This window comes from Petrotoga sp. 8T1HF07.NaAc.6.1 (genome assembly GCF_016772115.1).
Lineage (GTDB): Bacteria > Thermotogota > Thermotogae > Petrotogales > Petrotogaceae > Petrotoga > Petrotoga mobilis.
Genome location: NZ_AUPG01000012.1, coordinates 22,503 through 46,395, shown reverse-complemented (window position 1 = coordinate 46,395; position 23,893 = coordinate 22,503). Strand labels below are relative to the sequence as shown.

Here is a 23,893-nt window from a genome sequence, read left to right as displayed (position 1 = left end):
GTGGTGAAATAGATGAACGTTATTGAAGTTAATGACTTACTAAAAAGATACCCACAAAGAACTTCAAAAGAAATGCTTACAGCGGTAGATAAGATTTCATTTCACGTGAAAGAAGGAGAGATCTTCGCACTCCTTGGCCCAAATGGTGCGGGAAAAACAACTACCATCAAAAGTATATGTGGCCTTCTTGTTTTCGATGAAGGAAAGATAAAAATAAAAGATTATGATTTGAAAACAGAGAGGTCTAAAGCTCTTAAACAGATAAGTGTAGTTTTGGAAGGGAGTAGGAACCTTTATCACAGGCTAACCCCAATTGAAAATATACAGTACTTTGTTGGAATCAGGGGGAAAAAGATATCGAAAAATGAAGCCTTAGATATTTTAGATTTTTTGGGAATTAAAGAAAAAGCCAATGAAGTGGTTTATACACTTTCAAGGGGAATGCAGCAAAAAACAGCCCTAGCTGTTTGTTTAGCAGCGGATACTGATGTTCTGCTATTGGATGAACCTACTCTTGGGCTCGACGTAATTTCTAATGTAGAATTTAGAAGATTGTTAACAAACGTGAAAGAAAAAGGAAAAAGTATTCTACTTTCTACCCATGATATGGCATTAGTTGAAGAAATAGCAGATAGAGTTGCGATAATAAACAATGGGAAAATAGTTGTGTGTGAAGATAAGAAAAAGCTAATGGATGTATTCAGTGCAACGGGTTACAAGATTAAAGTTAGATCAGAAGATACCTTAGAAAGAGAACTTGATAAAATTGGCATTACAGAATTGACAAAAGAGAGTAACGTTTACGACCTTACAGTTGACTTTAAAACATCTTCAGAATTATATGAGGTTATTGATTTTTTCAAATCACGTAATGTAGAAATAATGAGCATAGAAAAGCAAATGGTGAATTTCGAAAAGATATTCATTTCATATACTAATGGGAGCAACAGTTGAATCGAATTCTTCTTTTATTTGAAAAACAGAGAAAGTAGGATGAAAGCTTTGTTGTTAATCTACATGACAATGAAAACGAAATATTGGATATAGTTACTCAAAAAGGTAATGTGTATCTTTTGTCAGAGAACGGCTTAGTGTATTTCATAGATTCAAGGAGAAATGGAAATATTCGTGATGAAGATCTGAATATAAGATTGTATATAAATAGCCCAAATTTGCTCTACTATCCGAAGTTTGCCTTTGATAAAAATGTAAATGCCGATGGGAAAAATATCCTCTATATTTACAATCACAGGGACCTTAAGAGATATTTCTTTGAGGTTTCTCTACCTTAAAAAATAAGGAAATGGGAAACTTTTTAAACCATAAAAAAGTTAAAAGAGAAAAGGAAATATGATGGAATAAAATACGATCGAATGTGGGATATTGTTAGGAGCGGAGTGAAAGAGCCCTAAAGAAGGGTTAGAGATTCTGAAGTCAGCAATAAATATTATATGAGGAGTGTGGATTATGAGTGTGAATTTTATCTATGATCAAGTAGAATGTGTCCTGAAAATATTAGGAAAAATGCATAATAACGAGACTATCACACAATCTGATTGGGAAGATTTGTTTTTAAGCAAAGGATATCAGTGGTTAGCAAAAAGAGACGATGACATGTATGAAAAATTAAAGATAAAAGAAACTAATGAAAGTGATTTTAAGTCATTTTTGCTGGGTGAGGGTCAAGTTAGTAAATACGAAAATTTTTTGAGATCTATGGGGATCTCTAAATCCAGTGATATAGAAAGTTTTATAATTGAAAGACCTCTGAAAGATTACGAAAATTTCTTGAGAGCTTATAAGTTGTTTAAATCAATCGATATAGAACATATTATTCTTGATACCAAAAATTATCTTCCGAAAGATGCAAAAATTGAAACCTATATTATTCCTGTTATAAAACCTTTAAATAATAGCTTCGTACATACAATTGAAAATATGTTAGTTTTGTTTTTGAATTTAACACCGGATATCTCAAAAGAAAAATTGGAAAATACTTTGATACATGAACTACATCATATTGGCTTTGCTAACGTTCACAAACCTGAAAAATATAAATACCTATCAAAGCAAGCACAAATGCTAATAGAATGGACGACTGCTTTTGGCGAAGGTTTTGCAATGTTGGCGGCTGCTCGCGGCCTGATAATCATCCAAACAAGTATTGCAAAGTCTTAAAAGAAATATGGGATGTTAATATAAAAAGATTTAATGAAGATTTTTCTAAAATAGAGAATTTTTTGTTAAAGATATTAAATGAAGAGTTTCCTGATAATGAGGAATTATATAAGGAAGGTTTTGAATTAATGACAAATAATGGGGGTCAAGGTTCTTGGTACACAGTTGGTTGGAAAGTTTCTGTAGTGATAGAAAAGGTTGAAGGAAAAGAAAGGCTACTTGAATGTATGTCAGATTTAACCAAGTTATATTCAACGTACAATGAAGCCGTAATTACGTATAACAAGAAATATAATGAAGAATTGAAAAGTTGGTCCCAGAAGATTATAGATGCTTTAAAAATGTAAATCGTATTCTATTAAAACAAAGTAAAAAATTATAAATACCTATGTAGTAATGTATATAGGATAATACGCGGCTACATATACATTCTGATGTAACACAAAAGCTACATTGAAGGGAAAGTAGGGAAGGGGTGAAATAGTTATGACGATAGCGGAAAAATTGAGAAACGAAGGTAAACTTGAAGAAAGAAAAGAATTTGCAATTAGATTACTAAGCAGAAGACTCGGTAGACAATTAACCGAAGAGTTAAAAGATAAGATGAGGAACGCAGACGAAAAAATTATAGATTACATAGGAGAGTAAATGTTTGATTGAAGTATTTGCTTTATGTGAAAAAAACAACATATGAAAAAATTTACAAGATTGAAGGAAATAACTAGAATTTTTTTCTAAGGAAAAGATTATCAGGTTAGAAATTATTTGGAAGATATTTGTGGAAATTGTGAAGATCTCTGGTTTTGTTCTCGTTGTATCAGCAGAGGACTTATGAAAGCAAGAGAAAAAGGGGGAATTGTAGATGGTATCAAAAAACAAAGGAACACTTATCTCTGTTAAATCTTTAACAAAGGAACTTGGTGGTAACAAAATACTAAAAGGTATAACCTTCAATGTTGTAGAGAATGAGATTTTGGCGTTGGTAGGTCCCAACGGAGCAGGAAAGACTACAACAATAAGGTGCCTTACGGGGATCTACAACCTTGGTAAAGATCAAATAATCAAAAAAGATGGCTTAACCATCGGGGTGGTTTCAGAAAAGGATTTGCTCTGGGAAAAAGAAACGGGATGGAAAAATATCGAAATATTCAGAGAATATCTCGGTGGAAAACTATCAAATGACCAAATAGAAAGCTATGCAAAGTATTTAGACATCTCAGAATTCTTACCAAAAAAGGTTCATACTTATTCAAAAGGAACAAGAAGGAAGTTTTCTTTTATTTTAGGACTTTTAAAAGACCCAGAACTTCTCATACTTGATGAACCCATGAGTGGTTTGGATCCTGTTTCCAGGATAAAGATGAGGGAGTTAATATTTAAACTCAACAAAGAAGGAAAAAGTATATTCTACACCTCTCACGATTTGGCCGAAGTGGAAAAGTTAGCCCACAGGGTAATGCTGATGAAAAAAGGAGAAATAGTGTTGGATAACTTAAAAAGTGATATATTAAGCAATTACAGAAACTTAGAAGAGTTATTCTTAGAAAAAGTGGGGGTGTATATAGATGAAGAAAATAATGAAATATAATTTTAGGATGCTATTAACCAGTTTTGTCAATTTCTATTTTCCGGCAATTTTATTAATAGCCGTAATAACTTTTACGCTTTATGCCATCGTAAATGAGGCTCCTAATGAGGCACCAGAGTTTATTTTCAATAGAATATTTATTCTCATGGCTTTATTTATGTACATGGTAGGAGTCATCATGATGTTCAGAAACTTAGTTATACCAGAAAAAACAACAGGTAGAATAGAACTTTTACTCTCGAATGGCTTTGAAATACAACCTTATCTATATAGCTCTATTATTGTTGGTTGGATAGTTATGGAAGTTGAATTGATATTAACGTTCATCATTTCAAACATTATAACAAGTATGTTTCTAGAAAAAAACTTTTTTACTGGTTCACTCTTTAAAGTAATTATATTCGTCTCTGTCTTTGGTTTTGGATTATTTTCTATTATGTATTATCTAATTTTTAGAATCCGACGAATAAGTATAATCGATAACTTATTTCTTGTAATAGGATTCATAGTTGTTTTTGGTGGCAGTTATTTGACTTCGTTGTTTCCTGTAACAGAACAGTTCAACGACATACTGTTGTGGATATTGTTAGGAACAGGGGTATTTCTATTTTTCTTCACAGTAGTAGCGGGAAAAAAGATAACAAAAGAGACTGTAGTGTTAACGATTCCAGATTAAAGGTATTTGAGGATAGAGGTTATAATGTGTAGGAAGTAGGGCCAATTGTGGGGCAGGGATCGGGCTGGAGGGCGCTATAGATTAAGTTTTAGAGTTTGTAGGGGCAGCAAAAATTTGTATATAAAAGATGTGATTAATTATGAAAAAGAAAATACTTAAAAACACAGAAAGCAAAGAGGGAAATAATATTTTCAAAAGATTAAAAGACAAACTTAATAATTATAAGAAGAAGCTAAGGTATAACGCCATAACTCATAAAACGCCATATAGAAAAAGTAAAAAATAAACTTGATGAGGGATAATATCAGTATATCTAACAAAATAGTTGTTTAGATAACATTTTAATTATAATTAATAGTCATTGAAATAAGATAAGGGTAGGAAGGTAGTGTTAAACTTGAAGTCAAACAAAGTTAACACTACTTTTTTTCTATTTATTAATGTTAGTAGTAAAATTGAGAGAATAAAAAAGAATCTATGTAGGGGGTGAATTAAAATGAGTGTTCTGATTAAAAATTGTAGGATCGTGGATGAAGAGAAAGATTTATTCGGGGATTTGTACATTAAAGATGGGAAGATAGATAATTATGGGAGAAGTTTGAATTACGATACATATACTATAGATGCACAAGGTTTGATTGTTATGCCTGCTTTTGTAGATATGCATGCGCACTTCAGAGATCCTGGTTATACTTATAAAGAGGATTTACATTCTGGAAGTTTAGCTGCGTTGAAAGGCGGATACACATGTGTGAATCTAATGGGTAATACCAATCCTATATGCAGTGATATGGAAGTTGTTAAGTATGTGTTGAACAAAGCTAAGGAGTTAAATTTAATCGATATTCACCAAACGGTTTCTATCACAAAGAACTTTGATGGAAAATCTTTAGAACATTTGGATTATATAGATAATAATGTGAAATTCATATCCGATGATGGAAAAGGTGTTCAGTCAAATTTGACTATGTATTTAGCGATGATAAAGGCAAAAGAGAAAGGTTTAACTATCATAGCACATGAAGAAGACAATGAAATAGTAACGATAGACACGAGACTTTCCGAAAACTTGATGACTTTTAGAGATATATACCTTGCGAAATTGACAGGTGCTTGGCTTCATTTAGCCCATGTAAGCACGAAAGAGGCAATAGAAGGTATAAGAAAGGCAAAAAGAGAGATACAAAATCTTACCTGCGAAGTTACCCCCCACCACTTAGCCTTATACAATTACGATTACAAAGTAAATCCTCCAATAAGAGAAAAAGAAGATGTTTTGGAAATAATCAAGGGAATAAAGGATGGAACTGTAGATATTATAGCAACTGATCACGCCCCTCATTCAACGCAAGACAAAGAAAAAGGCGCACCTGGTATCTCGGGGTTAGAAACTGCTTTCCCCGTTTGTTATACGAAGTTGGTAAAAAATGAAGAAATTTCACTGAATCGCTTATCTCAACTTATGTCTTCAAAACCAGCACAAATGTTAGGGGTTAAAAAAGGAAAAATACAAACAGGATACGATGGGGATGTAGTTATTGTAGATTTAGAAAAAAAGGTTAAAATCAACAAAGACGAATTTTTATCCAAAGGCAAAAATACACCTTTTGATGGGATGGAATTTTATGGAGAAGTTATAGCAACAATTAGAAAGGGAGAGATCAAATATAAAAAGGGGAGTGTCAAATTTGATAATAGATAGATTATTCAACGAGGTTGAAAAAAAGGGGAATGTTTGTGTAGGATTGGATACCCATTTGGATTATATACCGGTTAACTTAAAAGAAAAGTATCAAGATATTGATGAAATTTTGTTTGAATTCAACAAAGAGATAATAGACAAAACATATGATTTGGTACCCGTCTATAAATTACAAATAGCATATTATGAAGCATATGGCATAAAAGGTCTTTTAGGGTATAAAAAAACGATAGAGTATTTGAGAAGTATAAAAAAGATAACAATCGGGGATATAAAAAGAGGAGATATTTCATCCACTGCTCAGATGTACGCTAAAGCTCATTTTGAAGGGGAGTTTGAGGTTGATTTTGTAACCCTGAATCCGTATCTTGGTTTTGATTCCTTAACCCCTTACCTTAAATACATTGAAAGTGGAGAAAAGGGAGTCTTCGTACTTCTAAGAACATCGAATCTAGGAGCCAAAGACATACAGTATTTGAAAGTATCTCCAAAAGATGAATATCTTTATTACATTGTCGGGGACAAACTCAATGAAATAGGGGTTAAGTACCGAGGGAGTTGTGGTTATAGTTCAATAGGTGCAGTTGTAGGTGGAACACATATTGAGGAAGCAAAAGAAATTAGAAATAGATATAAAAATATGTTCTTTTTGATCCCTGGGTACGGTCATCAAGGGGCTACGGGAAAAGACGTTTCCCTTTATTTAAACAAAGGTAATGGCGGCGTTATCAACTCTTCAAGGGGAATAATTACCGCTTATAAAAATTACGAGGATGGGGACCAAAGGTTTGCAGATTATGCCAGAAAAGCCGTACTTGAAATGAGGGAGGATATACAAATTGAAAGAAGGGTATAGGGAAGCAGATATTTCCTCTAATGCTGAAATTGCAAAAGATATATTCGAGTTGAAAGTTCAGATCGAATCCAACGACAGTTTGGGTGATCCTGGACAGTTTTATATGCTGCGTAGTTGGGATCTGGATCCTCTTTTGTCTAGACCTTTTAGTATATGCAATGTAGAAGAAAGCGTTGTGACTTTTTTGTACAAAGTTGTTGGGCGAGGAACTAATTACCTATCTAAACTAAAACCAAAAGATAAGTTAAAGCTTTTAGGTCCCTTGGGAAATGGTTTTAATTTGAATGTGAGTGGAAAGGTCGCCTTAATTTCAGGTGGTATCGGCATAGCTCCAATGATTTATCTTGCAAAAAAGTTGAAAGCTGAGATAGATTTTTATGCCGGATTTACAAATGAAGTTTATTATATGGATTACGTACAAAAGTATGTGGATAAGATCCATATAACGACCGATGATGGTTCTATTGGTGAAAAAGGTTTCATAACGGATATCTTCAAACCAGAGAAATATGAAGTTGTTTACACTTGTGGTCCCTCCCCTATGATGAAAAAAGTAGTTGAAAAATGTGAAAATAAGATTCCTGTTTTTGTCTCTATGGAAAATGTCATGGCTTGTGGTATGGGGGCATGCTTGGGATGCAGTATAAAGACAAAATCTGGGATGAAAAGGGTATGTAAAGAGGGGCCTGTTTTTAAGGGAGAGGAGGTATTTTTTGATGATTGATACCAAAGTGAACATCGCTGGGGTAGAGTTTAAAAATCCTGTAATAGCTGCTTCTGGGACTTTTGGTTTTGGTAGAGAGTTTTCAGAATACTTCCCCATCTCAAAATTAGGTGGACTATCCACCAAAGGACTAACTTTAAGGCAAAGAGAAGGAAATAGTGGTGTACGGATTCATGAAACTACAGGTGGCATTATGAACAGTATTGGTTTACAAAATCCCGGCATAGATGCATTTATTGAAGAAGAGCTTCCTTTCCTAAACAGCCGAGATACGGTGATAATTGCCAATGTGAGTGGAAATACGATCGAAGAATACGTTATTTCTGTTGAAAAACTAAACGAAACTGAAATTGACATGATTGAGTTGAACATTTCCTGCCCCAACGTAAAAGAAGGAGGCATCTCTTTTGGTATCAAGGCAGAGATAGCCAACAACGTTGTAGCGCAAGTTAGGAAAGTCTGCAAAAAGCCCCTCATTGTAAAATTATCTCCAAGCGCTGAAAATATAGTTGAAATGGCTGAAAGTTGCGTTGAAGCAGGAGCAGACGCACTATCACTTGTAAACACTTTTCCTGCCTTAGCGATAGATATAACTAAGAAAAAAGCCATTTTTGATAATATAACTGCGGGTCTATCGGGACCTTGTATCAAACCAATCGCCTTGAGAATGGTGTATGAAGTTTCAAAAGCTGTTGATGTTCCTGTTATAGGTATTGGTGGAATTATGGATTATAAAGATGCAATTGAGTACATAATGGCAGGTGCATGGGCTGTGCAAGTAGGTACCGCTAATTTTATCAATCCCAAGGCTTGTGTTGAAATAATTGAAGGTATAGAAGGGTACATGCAAAACGAAGGGATTTCAACTTTAGAAGAAGTAAGAGGGATAATTTAAAGTGTTGGTATTTTAGAATAAGTTGAAATTAACCAATTATGGATATTCTACTTTAAATTTTAAGAGTTGTTTAATGTACTTCTTTTTATACAATTTTTCTTGACTTAAAGTTGACTAATATGGTAGAATTTAAAAGTAAGATATATAAAAAAAGATATCAGATTAGAAGGAGGAAAAGTGATGTCAGCTCTTTTAGAAATACAGGATTTAAAGGCAAAAGTTAGAGATGAAGATGTCGAAATATTAAAAGGCGTTAACTTAACTATAAATAAGGGTGAGATACACGCGTTAATGGGTCCAAATGGGTCTGGAAAGTCTACATTGGCCCATGTTATTATGGGAAATCCAAAGTACCAAGTTACCTCAGGAGATATCTTATTCGAAGGGCAATCCATTTTAGATCTTTCTACAGATGAAAGGGCTAAACTAGGTTTGTTTATGTCTTTTCAGACTCCTGAAGAGGTTGAAGGTATAAAAATGAGACAATTTTTGATTAATTCTTTCAGAAACATTCATAAAGAAGATAAAATTACACTATTGGAATTGAATAAAGTAATTTCCGAGTTATCTCAAAATTTAGATCTCAACGGAGAATTTCTGGAAAGATATATCAATACAGGGTTTTCTGGTGGTGAAAAGAAAAAAAGCGAAATACTACAAATGGGTTTTCTTAAACCAAAATTGAGTATATTAGATGAGATAGATTCCGGTTTAGATATTGATGCCTTGAGGATAGTGGCAGAAAACATCAACAGAGTAAAAACTGAAGATATGGGCATATTACTGATTACCCACTATCAAAGAATCTTGAACTTTGTTATTCCAGATTACGTGCATATATATATAGATGGGAAGATAGTTAAAACGGGATCAGAAGAATTAGCCAAAGAAATAGAGGAAAACGGTTACTCAACGCTAGAGCAAGAGATGGGAATAACTATTTCCGAGAGGTGAAATTATGGCAAAAAATGAAAATGTTAACATAGAAGATTTGTTGGTAGACCAGAGCAAATTTGATTTTAGAAATCCCGAGACGTACGCCTACAAAACCATTCCAGGATTAAACGAGAAGGTGGTTCAGGAAATATCCGAGCAAAAAGAAGAGCCTGCCTGGATGAGAGACTTACGTTTAAAATCTTTACATATATTTGACACATGGAGAGATCCTCGATTCGGGGTTGATGTTTCTGACTTAGATGTAAGTAAAATCGTTGCATACATTAGGCCAAAGGCAAAAAAGTCTACATCATGGGATGAAGTTCCTGCCGAGATAAGGGATACTTTCGATAAACTAGGAATACCAGAGGCAGAAAAAAAGGCTTTAGCTGGCGTTGGAGCGCAGTACGACTCGGAAATCGTTTATCAAAACATAAAAAAAGAACTTGAAAATTTGGGAGTAATATTTTTAAATATGGAAAGTGCCGTTAAAGAATACCCGGATTTAGTTAAAGAGTATTTCATGAAGGCAGTAGCTCCTACAAACCACAAATATGCTGCTTTACATGGTGCCGTATGGAGTGGAGGAACATTTTTATACATTCCAAAAGGTGTAAAGGTTCCATTGCCACTTCAAGCCTATTTTAGGATGAATAACCCGGGAATGGGGCAAATGGAGCATACGATAATCGTTGCCGATGAAGGTAGCGAGGTGGCATTCATAGAAGGTTGTTCTGCTCCTTATTATGAAATAACAAACCTCCATGCAGGGATGGTAGAAATATATGTAAAAAAAGGCGCCAGGGTAAAATATGCAACGATTCAGAATTGGAGCAAAAATACATACAATTTGAATACAAAAAGAGCAATAGTTGATGAAGATGGTATAATGGAGTGGGTATCAGGCTCTTTGGGTAGTCATAAAACGATGATATACCCATCTTCAATACTCAAAGGCAAAGGAGCGAAAACGGAAACTAAGGCGATCACTTATGCCGGGCCAAACCAACACATGGATTCAGGATCAAAAGTTTTCATGTTCGCGCCATATACCAGTGCAAATGTCGATGCTCGAAGTATAAGTATCGGTGGTGGTTGGGCTTTTTACAGAGGATGGTTGAAAGTAGGAGAAAACGCCAAAGGTGCAAAAGCTTCAGTATCTTGTCAAGCATTGATGCTTGATAATGAATCTAAAAGTGATACGGTGCCTCTTATTGAGGTTTACACTGATGATGCAGATGTTGGACATGAAGCTCGCATAGGTAGAATCAAAGAAGAGCAGATTTACTATTTGATGAGTAGAGGGTTAAGTGAAGCTGAGGCTAAAGCCATGGTGGTTAGAGGTTTTGTAGAGCCTTTTGCAAAAGAGCTTCCATTAGAGTACGCTATTGAATTGAACAGATTAATTAATTTAGAAGTAGAATCAAGCATAGGATAACATTTTTGATCGAAATAGTTATAACAAGGAGTGAACAATAATGGACACAATTTTTGAGAAACCTATAGATATGAGGCATAAAGATCTAAAAGCGGTTGAATGGCAAGTCCCCCAAATTACACCAAAAAGAGATTACGGGGATTATGAATTTCAAGCATCACTGGAACACATCTCTAATGAAATGTTAAAAACATTCAAAAATTATAGATACGAAGCTTACAAAAATTGGGGTTTCCCTAAATGGAAAAGGGCTAAATTAAATGGGTATGAACCAGATAAATACGTTTCCTTTGTCCCTGTTAGCACAACAGGGAAGATATTAGGTTTGAATGGAATCGACCAGGATGGAATAGAAATTTTAGCCAAATACGACTTTGAAGGTGCTCATAGGAAGTTTTTATTGATGGCTGAAGCTTTTTCTAATACTGGTTTTTATCTGAAAACCAACGAAGGAGAAGAAAGAGAACTGATTACTTTGACGTATGACTGGAAGTTCCCAATTTATGAGACCTCAGTTTATAACATAAGCCCATTTTCTAAAGCCACAGTAATTAGGTATTTAATGCCAAGCAAAAATGAAAAGTTATTTAGAACAACTTCAAATAGAATAATAGTGAAAGAAAATGCTTCTTTAGAGCTGATAAATATAAACTTATGTAACAACGACAGTATAAATATTGATAACACACTTATTGAAGTGCAAAAAAATGGAAAAGTTGAAGTCGTTGATATAAATATTGGTGGAAGAATTTCTTCACCTCATATTGTGTTCAGACTTGCAGGAGAAGGCGCACAGGCTCATTTGTTCCCTTATTTTTTGGGAGATGAGGATAACGTTATTGACATGCTTTATTTAATGAGGTTCTATTCACCTGAAACAACTGGGGCAATCGATGCCAAGGGCGTTATAAAAGATGAATCAAAGGCGATATTCAGGGGTTTCTTGGACTTGAAAAAAGGTGCAAAGGAAGCCAATGCATCCGAATCAGAGTACACTTTAACCCTTTCTGAAAAAGCCAAAGCTGAAGCGCTTCCCAGTTTGTTGGTGGATGAAAATGAAGTAAATGCTGCACATGCTGCTACTGTAGGTACTATTGAAAAGGAGAAATTATATTATCTGATGACTCGTGGATTTTCGTTGGAAGAAGCCAAAAAATTAATCTCTTCAGGTTTATTTGAATCCGCTATAGACAGAATTAAAGTTTTTGATGAAGGGATGAGTCAGGTGGTAAAAGATGTTATCTTCCAAAGAATATGAGGAGATATTTCCAGCTTTAAAAAGAAAAATAAATGGGCATAAATTGATCTATCTTGACAATGCTGCCACCACGTTAAGGCCAAAGGAAGTTATGGATGCTGTAAATGAATACAGCCTCAACCATCATTCCAACGTCCACAGATCAGCGCACACTTTAGCAGCTGAAGCTACTCAGTATTATGAAGATGCGAGAAGTAAAGTTGCAAATTTCATAAACGCTGAAGCCGAAGAAGTTATTTTCACAAAAGGTGCGACTGAATCTCTTAATCTTATAGCATATTCCGTTGCAGTTTCAAATATTTTGCAGTCTGATGACGAAATTTTGATATCTACAATAGAACATCATGCAAATTTTGTTCCCTGGCAGCAAATAGCCAAAATTTTTAATTTAAAGATAAAATACTATCCCGCTAAAAGTGGGATTTTTGATTTATCTGATTTTCTCAAGCATATTACAAATAAAACGAGGTTAGTAAGTATTACCGCTTTGTCAAACGTTACCGGTCAACTTATTCCAGTTAATACTTTAATAAAACAAATTAGAAATATCAGACAAGATGTAATTATTGTTGTGGATGGGGCTCAAGCTGTACCTCACCTTCCTATCGATGTAAAAAAAATGGATTGTGATTTTATAGCCTTTTCTGGCCATAAGATGCTTGGACCCACGGGAATAGGTGTGTTGTATGGTAAAAGAAAGTATTTAAACATGATGACCCCTTTTTTGTTTGGGGGAGAAATGATCGATAAAGTTTCTACCGATGGAACTACTTTTAACGTGTTGCCTTACAAATTTGAGGCGGGAACTCCAAACGTTGACGGAGCCGTAGGATTAGCTAAAGCCATAGAAATACTTGAAAGTATTGGCATGGATAATATTCAAGAACATGATAAACAACTCACCTCTTATGCATTGAAAAAATTAAAAGAGTTAGATTTTTTAGAAATATTCGGCCCTCAAGACGAAACGCAGCAGTCAATAATATCCTTCAATATGAAAGGTGTTCATCCACACGATGTAGCGCATATGTTGAACGATTTGACTGGAATAGCCATTAGAAGCGGTCATCATTGTGCACAGCCATTGATGAAAGAGTTTGGTACAACCGCCACTTGTAGGGTAAGCTTCTATTTGTATAACGAAGAAGAAGATGTTGATAAATTATGTGAAGGATTAAAAAAGGTTTGGGAGTGGTTAAAATAGGTTTAGAAGAACTTTACTCTGATATAATATTAGATTATGCAAAAAATGAGAGGTACAAAAAAGAGATACAAAACGCTAAGAAAGCTGAAGGGAAAAATTTATCTTGTGGAGACGAGATAACCCTTTATTTAAAAGTAGAAGATAATATAATAAAGGAAATTACTTTCACAGGGCATGGCTGTATTATAAGTCAGGCAAGTGCATCGATGATGTGTGAATACCTTGAAGGAAAAACAGTAGACGAGGCAAATAAAATTTTTCAAGAAATTATAAAGATGTCACAAGGCAAAGAATTTGATAAAGAATTAGTAGATGGAATAGAAATTTTTTCTGATATCTCCAAATTTCCTATGAGAACTAAATGCTTCACCCTTGCTTGGCATACGTTGGATGACGCCCTCAATGGTGGAAACAAGTAAAAATTAAAAAACCGCCTCAGCGAGGCGGCTTTTTTCTTAACTTTCTACAATATCTTTTAGTTGTGCTACTCTGTTTGGATGTCTCAATTTCCTCAACGCCTTAGTTTCTATCTGCCTTATTCTTTCTCTTGTGACGTTAAAGAACTGTCCAACTTCTTCTAGTGTCTTTTGTTTGCCATCTAAAAATCCATATCTCATTTTCAAAACCAACGCTTCTTTAGAGTTTAAGGTGTCAAGAACTTCCTCCAGTCTTTCTTTCATAATCATTTTTTGAGCTTCTTCTTCCGGGGTTGTTTCTTCGGTACTAATAAAATCTCCTGTTTCAGATTCTTCATCATCACCATTACCGCTAGATATAGGTGAGTTTAAAGAAAGTACATCTTTTGCACTCATTAGGATTTCATTAATCTTATCTTCTGGTTTATCTAGAATTTCTGCAAGTTCTTGTGCTGAAGGATAATCTCCGTTTTCTTGTAAATACTCTCTGATAACTTTGTTCATTCTGTTTATAGTCTCAACTAAATGAACAGGGATTCTAATCGTTCTTGCTTGATCAGCTATGGCTCTGGTAATAGCCTGTCTAATCCACCATGTTGCATAGGTTGAGAATTTGAAACCTTTTCTCCAGTCAAATTTGTCTACAGCCTTTATCAATCCGATATTTCCCTCTTGGATCAAATCCAAAAAAGTCAACCCTCTACCCGTGTACCTTTTGGCTATACTGATAACTAACCTTAAATTTGCCTTTATCAGTTCGTCTCTGGCTTTCTGATCACCTTTTTGAGCTCGTCTTGCTAGTTGCCTTTCTCTGGAAGGACTTAAAAGCTCAACTTTGCTTATTTCTTTGAGGTATATTTTTATAGGATCACCTAAAGAAATATTGTCATACATTTTAAGCTCTGTATCCGAAAATAACTCTTCAACCTCTTCATTTTCATATTCCGTTTCATTTAAGGCATCTTTCTCTTCTTCTTCAACTTCTTCTTCTAAAATTTCTATACCTTCTGCTTCCAAAGCCTCGTAAATCTTTTCTATGTAATCACTGTCAATTTCTTCCGATAAATCTGTAGGGATCGCATGATCAATATCGGAATAAGATAATTTATTGCCTTTGTTCTTTGCTTTATTTATTAATAATGAAATGAAAGTATCTACTGATTTTGCTTCTTCGTGGGACTTTTTCACTTTTACTTTAACGGTATCTCCGTCTTTTTCGGCATCTTCAAAATCGATATTCTCTATGCTTTTCATAATTTTTTTCTCTTCTTTCTCACTTATTCTTTTGTTTTTCACTTAATTCCCTCCTTTCATTAAAAAACCAGACTCGCTTTAAAAGCTCTAAAACTTTACAGAGCGCTTCTTAACACCTTGGCACACCCGGAACCGGAACAAGCCCCTTCAATTTAGAAAGTCTAGCAATGAAACTATTTATTTAGACACCTATAATATGATTTGGTTCTAAAAGTACATAAAGAAATAAAAATTTTTGGTAAATCTTCTATTAAAAATATTATTTACAATAATTCTAAAGGGTTTCTTTCCACAATCTTTTTTGCCTCTTCTATGTTCAAACCAGCAGACATAGCTACTTTTAAACTAAAATCATAGTCTAAAAAGTCATCTGGCCCGTGCGCGTCACTATTTACGAGTAATTTTGCATCATATTTTTGAGCCAATTTTGCTACATGCCCATTGGATAAACTATGACCCTTTCTGGCACTTAATTCTAAGAAAACTCCATTGCTAGCAGCCAGGGCAACTTCTTCCTCGGTAATTAAACCAGGGTGAGCTAATATATCTACATATTTTGAATTTACAGCGTAATAGTCAGTTTTTTGAAAAACCGGTTCAACTATAGTTTCTCCGTGAACCAATACAACATCTGCACCGTTTTCTTTTGCATATTTTGCAAGTTCATCTATTAAAGAGGGAGGAACGTGAGTAATTTCAACCCCTTTTAAAATCTTGATCCCTTCAAAGAAACTGCTTTCGTTATCAACAAATTTGTTCAAACTACTTAAAACAAAATCAATGTTGGATTCATCCACATGATCGGATATTGCAATGGCTGCATAACCGTGGGTTTGTGCACGTCTTATCTGTTCGCTGCAGATTAATTCTCCATCACTCAAAATTGTGTGTGTGTGAAAATCATAGACTTTATTCAAAAAAAAGACCTCCTCATTTTTGTCTTAATAATAGTATACAAATCTTTAATTCTTTTAAATCTAATAGTAACTCATTTACCTTGAAGTTTAACACATTCTATATTATAATAGTAGTGAAAAAAGAAAGATCCCCCTATCCCCCTGAGATAAACCCAGACATTCTTGCCGGATCCCTCGTGGATCCGGTTTTTTTTTAATCTTTTTTTGATGTATAATTATATCACAAAAACTTTTAGCTAAATTAAAGAGGTGAAATTATGCTTCATGAGTACAAAGGCAAATATCCTGTTGTTCAAGAAGATGTTTTTTTAGCTCCTGGTTGTCAAATTATTGGAGATGTAAAGATTGCTAAAGGATCTAGTATTTGGTACAATGCCACATTGAGGGCAGATATTGGTTCTATAACCATTGGAGAATTCTCAAACATACAAGATAACTCAGTGGTTCATATCGACACCGAATATCCAACTATAATTGGTAATTACGTTACTATTGGGCACAACGCTATTATACACGGCTGTGAAATCTCCGATAACTGTCTCATAGGTATGGGAGCAATTATATTAAACGGTGCAAAGATAGGTGAAGGGTGTCTTATTGGGGCAGGAGCTTTGGTAACAGAAAACAAAATAATTCCTCCCAAGAGTTTAGTTTTAGGGGTTCCAGCAAAGGTCATAAGAAATCTTACTGATGAAGAGTTCGAACAAATTAAAGAACACGCTAAAGAATACTTTAATTTGGCAAAAAGTTATAGCAAAAAATAGTAATGCCCTTTAAACAGGCATTACTATTTCTCGTTCACTTCTTCCACTATTCTTTTAGTATCTTGAGCTATCATTAATTCCTCATCAGTTTTTACTATTAAAATGTCAACATCAGAATCCGAAGCTGAGATAATTCCGTTTTTTCTATTCAACAAAGTATTTTTTTCTTTATCAATTTTAACTCCAAAGAAGTCTAAGTAATCACAGACGTCCATTCTTACATGTTCGTCATTTTCTCCCACACCCGCTGTGAATACCAGCACATCTAACCCTTTTAGTGCGGTTATATAACTTCCTATGTATTTTGCTAAACGATATACATACACATCGTATGCCAACTTTGCCTTTTTATCCCCATTTTCTATTCCTTTTCTGATGTCTCTCATGTCGTTGCTCGTTTTACTCAAACCGTAGACACCACTTCTTTTGTTCAACAAATCGTCCACTTCGTCTACGCTGTAGCCTTTTCTTATAAGGAAAAAAACTATTCCTGGATCTATATCTCCGCTTCTTGTTCCCATTATCAATCCTTCCAAAGGTGTGAAGCCCATCGATGTATCAATCACTTTTCCTCTGTCGATTGCAGCTAAAGATGCACCGTTACCTAAATGTGCCGTTATCATCTTTAATTCTTTCATATCTTTTTTTAATATCTCAGAGGCTTTTTGAGATACGTACCTGTGACTGGTCCCATGAAATCCATAACGTCTTATCTTGTATTTTTGATAAACTTCGTAAGGTAAACCATACATGTACGCTTTCTCTGGCATCGAATGGTGAAATGATGTATCAAATACCGCTACTTGAGGTACGTTGGGTAATAATTTTTTAGCTGCTCTTATGCCCATCAAATTGGGAGGGTTATGTAAAGGAGCAAGATCAGAGTTCTCTTCTATAGCTTTAATAACTTCTTCATCTATCAGTACGGAAGAGAAAAACTCTTCTCCTCCATGTACTACCCTGTGCCCAACCGCATCTATCTCATTTAATTCTTTTAAACATCCATATTCAGGATCAGTGATCAATTCCATAGCTTTTTTCAACGCTTCTTCATGGTCTTTTATCTTGGTTATGTTTTTGTACTCTTTTCCTTCGTTTTCTTGTTCAATATCTGATTCTTGTTCCCCTATTCTTTCAACCAACCCTTTAACCAGACAACTTTCGTTTTCCATTTCTAATATTTGATATTTTAAGGATGAACTTCCGGAGTTGATCACTAGTATTTTCATTCGAAATCCTCCTGTTAATATTTTTGGTTAAAATAAAAAAGTACAACCATGGAAGCCATGGCTGTACTTTAAATCAAGCTTTATTAGCAGAACCTAAAAGCTCCAATCTATCTGAAACAACCTTTTTCACATAAGACTTTGCCGTTTCCATGTATTTTCTAGGATCAAACTCTTTGGGATTGTTCTGCAAGAATTCTCTTAGTCCTGCAATAAAAGCCATCCTAAGGTCAGTATCTGTATTTACTTTATTTATACCTAATCGAACGGTTTCTTTCAATATATCTGAGGGTACACCTTTTGATCCTCCGAAATCAGCTCCATAATTTTCAGCTATTTCGACCATTTCTTGCACAACACTTGAAGCACCGTGTAGTACCAAAGGCATTTTTGTCAATTCTTTAACTTTTTTCAATCTATCAAAGTCTAATTTAGCTTCTCCTTTAAACTTAAATGCTCCATGGGAAGTGCCAATAGCCGGAGCTAGAAAATCAACTTGGGTTTCCTCTACAAAATATTTCGCCTCATCGGGATTAACTAGAACAGATTCAGCTGAAGCAACGTTGTCTTCTATTCCAGCTAACTTTCCTAATTCTGCTTCCACTGAAACACCTGCTGCATGAGCTATTCTTACAATATCTTTTGTGGCTTTTAGATTTTCTTCCAATGGTTTATCAGATGCATCTATCATTACAGATGAATAACCAGCTTTAATTGCGGATATTATATATTTAAAATTCTTCCCGTGGTCTAAATGCAGAGCGATTGGTATATCTAAAGAATCTGCAAACTCTCTAACCATTTTTACAAACAGGCTTGCTCCTCTCAAAGGATCACCCATGCCAGCATACTTCATTGCCCCTTCACTTGTTTCGATTATCAGAGGAGATTTTTTCTCTATCCCTCCTTCAACTATAGCCTGGAGAAACTCAAGATTGTTAATGTTGAAAGCTGCAACCGCATAGTATTCCTTATTCGCCTTTTCTAAAATATCCTTTGTATTTACGTAAGGCATAATTTGTTTCCTCCTTTTATTGAATTTTTGTTATTATTTTTAGAGTCTCTAAAACTTTAGTAGCGCCCTTTTTAAGTTACTTCTTTATCTTTTAATTGTCTTTCTAGTACCGCCTTTTCTAGTAGTTCTACAAGCTCTTTTGCTTCGCTATCAACTTCTTTTTCTTTTAAAATTTCTTCAGGTGAAAGAGGTTCATTATAATAATCCTCATTCGCATTATCATCTGCTCTTATGTAAGCCCCTTCAACAGACACTCCAGCGTAGAAGCCCTTTGCAATTGAATAAGAATAAATGGAGGCTTGTAATTTATAATCTAAATCTGCAGAAAGCTGTCTACCCAATGGTCCAGCAGAAATACCAACTGAACCTCCTAAGGTAAAGTTGTTTCCCATGAACCCTTCCATTCCTTTTTCATTCATTACAACTAAGATTAACGCTGCGGATTGTACTCCTATTTGTGCTCCCCAGCTTAATCCATATATATTTACAAATGACGGCCCGTACCATTTTCCTGTTTCACTGTCTTTTCTTAATACAATGCCTTCACCATACTGTCCACCAACCACATAACCCAATTTATAAAATGTAGGAAAGATTACTAAGCCTTCTGACAATTCTACTAATTGAACAAAAGCTCCGCTATCTGGTTTTGATAATAACTCTTCTACAGCTAAGAGAGCTTCTTCTACGGTATCTTGAGCAGTGGCATATAAGCTAAATGAAAACAGTAGGATAATGAGAGTTGCTAAAATACTTTTTTTCATTTTTCATCCCCTCGCTTTTAAAACTTTACTTTGTTTAGAAACTTTAAGGCTGATTAGTCTAATAAAAATTTTTACTTTTTCGATTCTCTCTTAATATTATATCAAATAAAAAGATTATTTAAAAACGATGTATTTATTACTAAATAATAATGGCTACGAGTCCGATAGCAAAACAATAATATGAAAAATATTTTAGTTTTCCAACCAGTACCGTTTTTTTCAGTAGATACAGACCAAACAAACCAAACACGAACGCAAACAACCCTCCTAAAATTACCCAAGGAGAAAAAGTAACCTTATTTATTTCAAAAATACCCGCCCCAAAGGTTACAGGAAGGCTCATCAAAAAGGAATATTTTAGGGCATCTTCCCTTTTTGTTTTCATTAAAAGAGCACCGAACAACGTTGCACCGCTTCTAGATATCCCTGGAAATATTGCAAGGGCTTGCATGAGACCTATAATCAAGGCATCAACATAAGTTATCTGTGTTAAACTCTTTTTACCTTTTAGTGTGTCAGAAATTAATAAAAAGATGGCCGTCACTATTAAAAAAATCCCTATCAAATTAAGAGAAGAAAAGGCTGATTCGATCAAAGATTCCAAGGTAAAACCTACAACAGCAGCTGGGATTGAGGAAATGATTAATTTAAGGATTAGAGTAAGTGATTCTTTTTCCCATTTAAAGAGTCCCTTGATCAAATTGACAACTTCTTTCCAAACAAAGAACAATACGGCAAAAAAGGTGGCTAAATGAAGAAGAGCGAAATACGGTACATTTGTATCGATGTCCATGAATGATGAAAATATTGCAAGATGTCCAGAGCTGGATACTGGTAGAAATTCCGTTAGACCTTGTACGATTCCTAAAATGATTTCTCTCACTTTTTACCTCCTAAGTTGATAGATTTTTATAGTATTTTTATAAGCTCTAAAACCTTGATAGATAGCGCCCCTTCGCCCCGCTCCCCGCCCATAAGGAAAGGTTTGATAAGCCATCGCCCCGCTCCCCACCCATAAGGAAAGGTTTGGTAAGCCTTCACCCCGCTCCCCACTTCAGCCTTTCAACTTTTGTTTTAGGTATTCTAAAGCTAATATATATCCATAGAATCCTAGTCCAGATATGACCCCATCGCATGAGGAAGAGGTAACAGATGTTTGCCTAAAACTTTCCCTTGCCATGATATTTGTTATATGAACCTCCACTTTCGGCACATTTACAATTTCCAAGGCATCTCTTATCGCATAAGAATAATGTGTATAAGCACCTGGATTGATTATTAAAGCTTCAAAATCCAATTTTTGAATTCTATCTATGATTTGGCCTTCTGAGTTTGATTGAAAAAACTCCACATCTATACTATTATTTTGTGCAAAATGGTTTATCTGGTTTTTTAAGTCTTCGTAAGTTTCAGCTCCATAGATATCTTTAGGACGTTTCCCCAACATATTCAAGTTAGGTCCATTTATTATCAGAATCAAAAGATTTCACCTTCTTTTATTTTGATTTCTTCTATTATAATATTTCCTGGTGACTTTAAAATTGGCAGTTTTATTTTTTTATTTGCGCCTATTTTTTTGTCATTTGATAAATAATAATATATGTCTTTTTCTCCTATTTGAATGTTTTTAACTTTTTCAGGAACAAGTGTTTCTAATGTGTCTTTAATTTCTAGATAATCTTTTTCTTTCAAATATTTTTTCTTGTAGAAAAATTCTATTTCTTTGATCAAACCCCATCCTACGGATAAACCATGTGCGATTCCTGTAGTGGCTTCAAAGGCGTGACCTAAAGTGTGTCCAAGATTTAAACAACTTCTCAACCCCGTATCTTTGAAATCTTGTTCCACTATACGAAGTTTTTCCTCTACGGATCTTTTAATAAAAAAAGATAATTTATCTAGATTCCTGTTAAGTATTTCTTGCAAATTCTCTTTAAAATACTCATAAAAATCATTCCCTGAGATCAATGCCATTTTATAACCTTCGATTAAACCTTCTATGAATGTTTCTTCATCTAAGGATAATATAGAAAGTGGATCTATAACCACTTCTTTGGGTAGGTTTATTGTTCCAACGACATTTTTATATTTTTTGAAATCTATTCCATTTTTTCCCCCTATTGCGGCATCGATCTGAGAAAGAAGTGTGGTAGGGTAAAAAGAAAATTTCATTCCTCTTTTGTAAGTGGAGCCAACAAAACCCGTAAAATCGGTTATAGTTCCTCCGCCAATCCCAAGAAGCAAATTATCTCTAGAGACATTGTTTTCAAGGAGATATTCGTAAGCCCTTATTACAAAAGAAATGTCTTTTGTTTTTTCCCCATTTGGTAAGACAAGTTTTTTCTGTGGTAGGTATTCTCCGTATAGTTCATTGACCTTTTCGCTGGTAAAAACTATCGAATCTGAGGGGAGAGACTTCAGGCTTCCTGCATTTATTGATACTTTTTGAAAAGATGAATCTATTTCAGCATCGTTTTTGATATCGTATTGGTAGAGAATTTTGGCAACCGATTCCCATTCGGTTAAATTTGTGATATCTACCGTTTTGAATTGTTCATACAATTCTTTTCGATCTTGGTATATCTTTATAATATTTTCTTTGTTGTTTGCTAGAAGGGGCCTATTTTCTAAACTTACGCGATCTTTAAGCTTTTCAGGATCCACTTTCAGGTATAAGGCATTTTCTTTTTTCAATATGGCTCTGTTTTTAGCGGCTAAAATTATTCCTCCTCCAGTTGATACAACTAAGGATTGAGTGTTTTCTGCTAATTTTTCGAGAATGTCGGTTTCCAATTTCCTGAAGTATTCTTCACCGTATCTTTCAAAGATGTCTTTTATTTTAAGATTTTCATTTTTTTCAATTTCTTCATCTATGTCGATATGGGGTATGGAAAGAACTTTTGAAATCTTTTTTGCGAGGGTTGTTTTACCTGACCCCATCATACCTACCAAGAAGATTTTCATCGAATATCACCCTATTTCTTGAAGTATCTATCTTTTATGAGTTCAATATTATCGTTTCCAAATCCGTCTATAATTTCTTCCATTAATATAATAGCTAGAGTACATTCTGTTATTACAGTCGCTGCGGGAATAACAACAGAATCAGATCTTATATAAGGTGCTTCTTTTGGTTCTTTGGTTTTAAGATCAACAGAAGGAAGAGGATTTGCAAGTGTAGAAATAGGTTTGAAGTAGGTAGTAACTATTATATTTTCTCCATTAGTTATCCCTGCTTCTATGCCACCTGCGTAATTCTTTGTTCTGTGTATAATACCATCTTCAACTTTGAAAGGATCTTGGAATTCAGAGCCAGGTATACTTACATCTTCTTTGCCTATAAAAACCCCTTTCACAGAAGGGATCGACATAAAGTATTTTCCTATTTTTGAATCAACTCTGTTCAAAACATCGGCGTAACTTCCCAATCCAGGTTTCACATTTGTGGCGAATGTTTTTACACTGCCTCCCAAGGTGGTTGCTTTTTTTAGGGCATTTTCTTTTATTTCTTCCATCATTTTTTCAGAAATATCTTCAAAAGGACATTGAACTTCCGATTCATTTCTTTTTTGAATATAGTAAGTGAAATCTTTTTGGATTTCTTCGAACCTTTCTTCTTCAACACTGACTTTTCCGATCGATTTTACAAAACTCATCGTTGTAATACCGAAATTTTCAAGAAATTGTTTGGCAACGCTCCCTATCGCAGTGAGTACACTTGTCCAGCGCGCGCTGTTTCTTTCCGTGTATATATTCAAGTCATCTAATCTGTATTTATACCAACAGGAATAATCCCCATGTCCAGGCCTTGGAATATGTCTTTCTTCTTTAATGGGATTTTTTGCTTTGTTGTTTATAATTAAAACCAATGGAGCTCCAGTAGTTATTCCCTCCCATAATCCGGAAACGATGATTACTTCATCTTTTTCTAATTTCATCCTGTTCCCCCGGCCGTACCCTAACTGTCTTCTTCTTAGATCTGTGTTTATTTTTTCTATATCTATCTTTAACCCTGCTGGTATTTCATCTATTAATCCAATCATCTGTGGACCATGTGAATCTCCAGCTATCTTTACTTGCAT

At 34.6% G+C, this 23,893-nt stretch carries 26 protein-coding genes; 17 read left to right on the top strand and 9 right to left on the bottom strand.

All coding sequences use genetic code 11. The annotated features are described in order from the left end of the window. The first annotated feature begins 12 nt into the window (after positions 1–12). From NAAC61_RS08540 to sufU, 16 genes are all read left to right on the top strand, one after another. Positions 13–954, top strand: coding sequence for an ABC transporter ATP-binding protein (locus NAAC61_RS08540; protein WP_202695759.1), 942 nt, complete (start codon positions 13–15; stop codon positions 952–954). Between the two features lie 137 nt (positions 955–1,091). Then, complete coding sequence (locus NAAC61_RS08535) at positions 1,092–1,292, top strand: hypothetical protein (protein ID WP_202695757.1); 201 nt, start codon at positions 1,092–1,094, stop codon at positions 1,290–1,292. Positions 1,293–1,467: 175 nt separating this feature from the next. Continuing rightward, positions 1,468–2,178 (top strand): DUF5700 domain-containing putative Zn-dependent protease, encoded by a 711-nt coding sequence (locus NAAC61_RS11075; RefSeq protein ID WP_202695755.1) that lies wholly within the window; start codon positions 1,468–1,470, stop codon positions 2,176–2,178. After that, the gene (locus NAAC61_RS11070) at positions 2,091–2,525 is read left to right on the top strand and encodes a DUF5700 domain-containing putative Zn-dependent protease (RefSeq protein WP_273542584.1); all 435 of its coding nucleotides are present in this window, start codon (positions 2,091–2,093) and stop codon (positions 2,523–2,525) included. Before NAAC61_RS11075 ends, NAAC61_RS11070 begins: the two co-directional genes overlap by 88 nt. A 139-nt stretch (positions 2,526–2,664) precedes the next feature. After that, positions 2,665–2,826, top strand: coding sequence for a hypothetical protein (locus NAAC61_RS08520; protein ID WP_237729846.1), 162 nt, complete (start codon positions 2,665–2,667; stop codon positions 2,824–2,826). A gap of 214 nt (positions 2,827–3,040) precedes the next feature. Next, entirely contained in the window at positions 3,041–3,766 is a 726-nt protein-coding gene (locus NAAC61_RS08515) for an ABC transporter ATP-binding protein (protein ID WP_202695752.1), read from the top strand. Continuing rightward, on the top strand, positions 3,744–4,442 hold the full coding sequence (locus NAAC61_RS08510; RefSeq protein WP_202695750.1) for a hypothetical protein: 699 nt from the start codon (positions 3,744–3,746) through the stop codon (positions 4,440–4,442). Before NAAC61_RS08515 ends, NAAC61_RS08510 begins: the two co-directional genes overlap by 23 nt. A gap of 496 nt (positions 4,443–4,938) precedes the next feature. Beyond that, complete coding sequence (locus tag NAAC61_RS08505; RefSeq protein WP_237729845.1) at positions 4,939–6,144, top strand: dihydroorotase; 1,206 nt, start codon at positions 4,939–4,941, stop codon at positions 6,142–6,144. Continuing rightward, complete coding sequence (gene pyrF / locus NAAC61_RS08500) at positions 6,131–7,000, top strand: orotidine-5'-phosphate decarboxylase (RefSeq protein ID WP_202695749.1); 870 nt, start codon at positions 6,131–6,133, stop codon at positions 6,998–7,000. The genes NAAC61_RS08505 and pyrF overlap by 14 nt, the downstream gene beginning before the upstream one ends. After that, complete coding sequence (locus tag NAAC61_RS08495) at positions 6,984–7,724, top strand: dihydroorotate dehydrogenase electron transfer subunit (protein WP_202695747.1); 741 nt, start codon at positions 6,984–6,986, stop codon at positions 7,722–7,724. Before pyrF ends, NAAC61_RS08495 begins: the two co-directional genes overlap by 17 nt. Beyond that, positions 7,717–8,619 carry a dihydroorotate dehydrogenase gene (locus NAAC61_RS08490; RefSeq protein ID WP_202695745.1) on the top strand — a complete coding sequence of 301 codons (903 nt, stop codon included), beginning with the start codon at positions 7,717–7,719 and terminating at the stop codon, positions 8,617–8,619. Before NAAC61_RS08495 ends, NAAC61_RS08490 begins: the two co-directional genes overlap by 8 nt. 180 nt (positions 8,620–8,799) lie before the next feature. After that, positions 8,800–9,573 (top strand): Fe-S cluster assembly ATPase SufC, encoded by a 774-nt coding sequence (sufC, locus tag NAAC61_RS08485; RefSeq protein ID WP_103065231.1) that lies wholly within the window; start codon positions 8,800–8,802, stop codon positions 9,571–9,573. 4 nt (positions 9,574–9,577) lie between these two features. Beyond that, a complete protein-coding gene (sufB, locus tag NAAC61_RS08480; protein WP_103065230.1) occupies positions 9,578–10,993 on the top strand; it encodes a Fe-S cluster assembly protein SufB in 1,416 nt (471 codons plus the stop codon). Between the two features lie 40 nt (positions 10,994–11,033). Next, positions 11,034–12,251, top strand: a complete 1,218-nt coding sequence (locus tag NAAC61_RS08475; protein WP_103065229.1) for a SufD family Fe-S cluster assembly protein — start codon at positions 11,034–11,036, stop codon at positions 12,249–12,251. Then, positions 12,229–13,455: a cysteine desulfurase gene (locus NAAC61_RS08470; protein ID WP_103065228.1), complete on the top strand. Its 1,227-nt coding sequence runs from the start codon at positions 12,229–12,231 to the stop codon at positions 13,453–13,455. Before NAAC61_RS08475 ends, NAAC61_RS08470 begins: the two co-directional genes overlap by 23 nt. Further along, positions 13,443–13,874, top strand: a complete 432-nt coding sequence (sufU, locus tag NAAC61_RS08465; protein ID WP_233186682.1) for a Fe-S cluster assembly sulfur transfer protein SufU — start codon at positions 13,443–13,445, stop codon at positions 13,872–13,874. Before NAAC61_RS08470 ends, sufU begins: the two co-directional genes overlap by 13 nt. 36 nt (positions 13,875–13,910) lie before the next feature. Here the strand turns inward: sufU and rpoD are convergent, their stop codons facing one another. Together rpoD and NAAC61_RS08455 are read right to left on the bottom strand one after the other, a co-directional pair. After that, positions 13,911–15,167, bottom strand: a complete 1,257-nt coding sequence (rpoD, locus tag NAAC61_RS08460; RefSeq protein WP_012208484.1) for an RNA polymerase sigma factor RpoD — start codon at positions 15,165–15,167, stop codon at positions 13,911–13,913. A 221-nt stretch (positions 15,168–15,388) separates the two neighbouring features. Further along, a complete protein-coding gene (locus NAAC61_RS08455; RefSeq protein WP_012208483.1) occupies positions 15,389–16,042 on the bottom strand; it encodes a histidinol phosphate phosphatase domain-containing protein in 654 nt (217 codons plus the stop codon). Between the two features lie 257 nt (positions 16,043–16,299). On the opposite strand from NAAC61_RS08455, the gene NAAC61_RS08450 reads away from it, so the two are divergent. Next, complete coding sequence (locus NAAC61_RS08450; protein WP_012208482.1) at positions 16,300–16,806, top strand: gamma carbonic anhydrase family protein; 507 nt, start codon at positions 16,300–16,302, stop codon at positions 16,804–16,806. Positions 16,807–16,829: 23 nt separating this feature from the next. On the opposite strand, the gene NAAC61_RS08445 is transcribed toward NAAC61_RS08450, so the two are convergent. The 7 genes from NAAC61_RS08445 to aroC form a co-directional block, all read right to left on the bottom strand. After that, positions 16,830–18,035, bottom strand: coding sequence for an acetate kinase (locus tag NAAC61_RS08445; protein WP_202695741.1), 1,206 nt, complete (start codon positions 18,033–18,035; stop codon positions 16,830–16,832). Positions 18,036–18,108: 73 nt separating this feature from the next. After that, positions 18,109–19,047 (bottom strand): class II fructose-1,6-bisphosphate aldolase, encoded by a 939-nt coding sequence (gene fba, locus NAAC61_RS08440; protein ID WP_012208480.1) that lies wholly within the window; start codon positions 19,045–19,047, stop codon positions 18,109–18,111. A 71-nt stretch (positions 19,048–19,118) separates the two neighbouring features. Then, the gene (locus tag NAAC61_RS08435) at positions 19,119–19,811 is read right to left on the bottom strand and encodes a lipid-binding SYLF domain-containing protein (RefSeq protein WP_103065225.1); all 693 of its coding nucleotides are present in this window, start codon (positions 19,809–19,811) and stop codon (positions 19,119–19,121) included. A gap of 139 nt (positions 19,812–19,950) precedes the next feature. Then, positions 19,951–20,694: an undecaprenyl-diphosphate phosphatase gene (locus NAAC61_RS08430; protein ID WP_103065224.1), complete on the bottom strand. Its 744-nt coding sequence runs from the start codon at positions 20,692–20,694 to the stop codon at positions 19,951–19,953. 171 nt (positions 20,695–20,865) lie between these two features. Further along, the gene (gene aroQ, locus NAAC61_RS08425) at positions 20,866–21,291 is read right to left on the bottom strand and encodes a type II 3-dehydroquinate dehydratase (protein WP_202695739.1); all 426 of its coding nucleotides are present in this window, start codon (positions 21,289–21,291) and stop codon (positions 20,866–20,868) included. Beyond that, the gene (gene aroB / locus NAAC61_RS08420) at positions 21,288–22,775 is read right to left on the bottom strand and encodes a bifunctional shikimate kinase AroK/3-dehydroquinate synthase AroB (RefSeq protein WP_103065222.1); all 1,488 of its coding nucleotides are present in this window, start codon (positions 22,773–22,775) and stop codon (positions 21,288–21,290) included. The genes aroQ and aroB overlap by 4 nt, the downstream gene beginning before the upstream one ends. A gap of 11 nt (positions 22,776–22,786) precedes the next feature. Further along, positions 22,787–23,893 carry a chorismate synthase gene (aroC, locus tag NAAC61_RS08415; protein WP_103065221.1) on the bottom strand — a complete coding sequence of 369 codons (1,107 nt, stop codon included), beginning with the start codon at positions 23,891–23,893 and terminating at the stop codon, positions 22,787–22,789.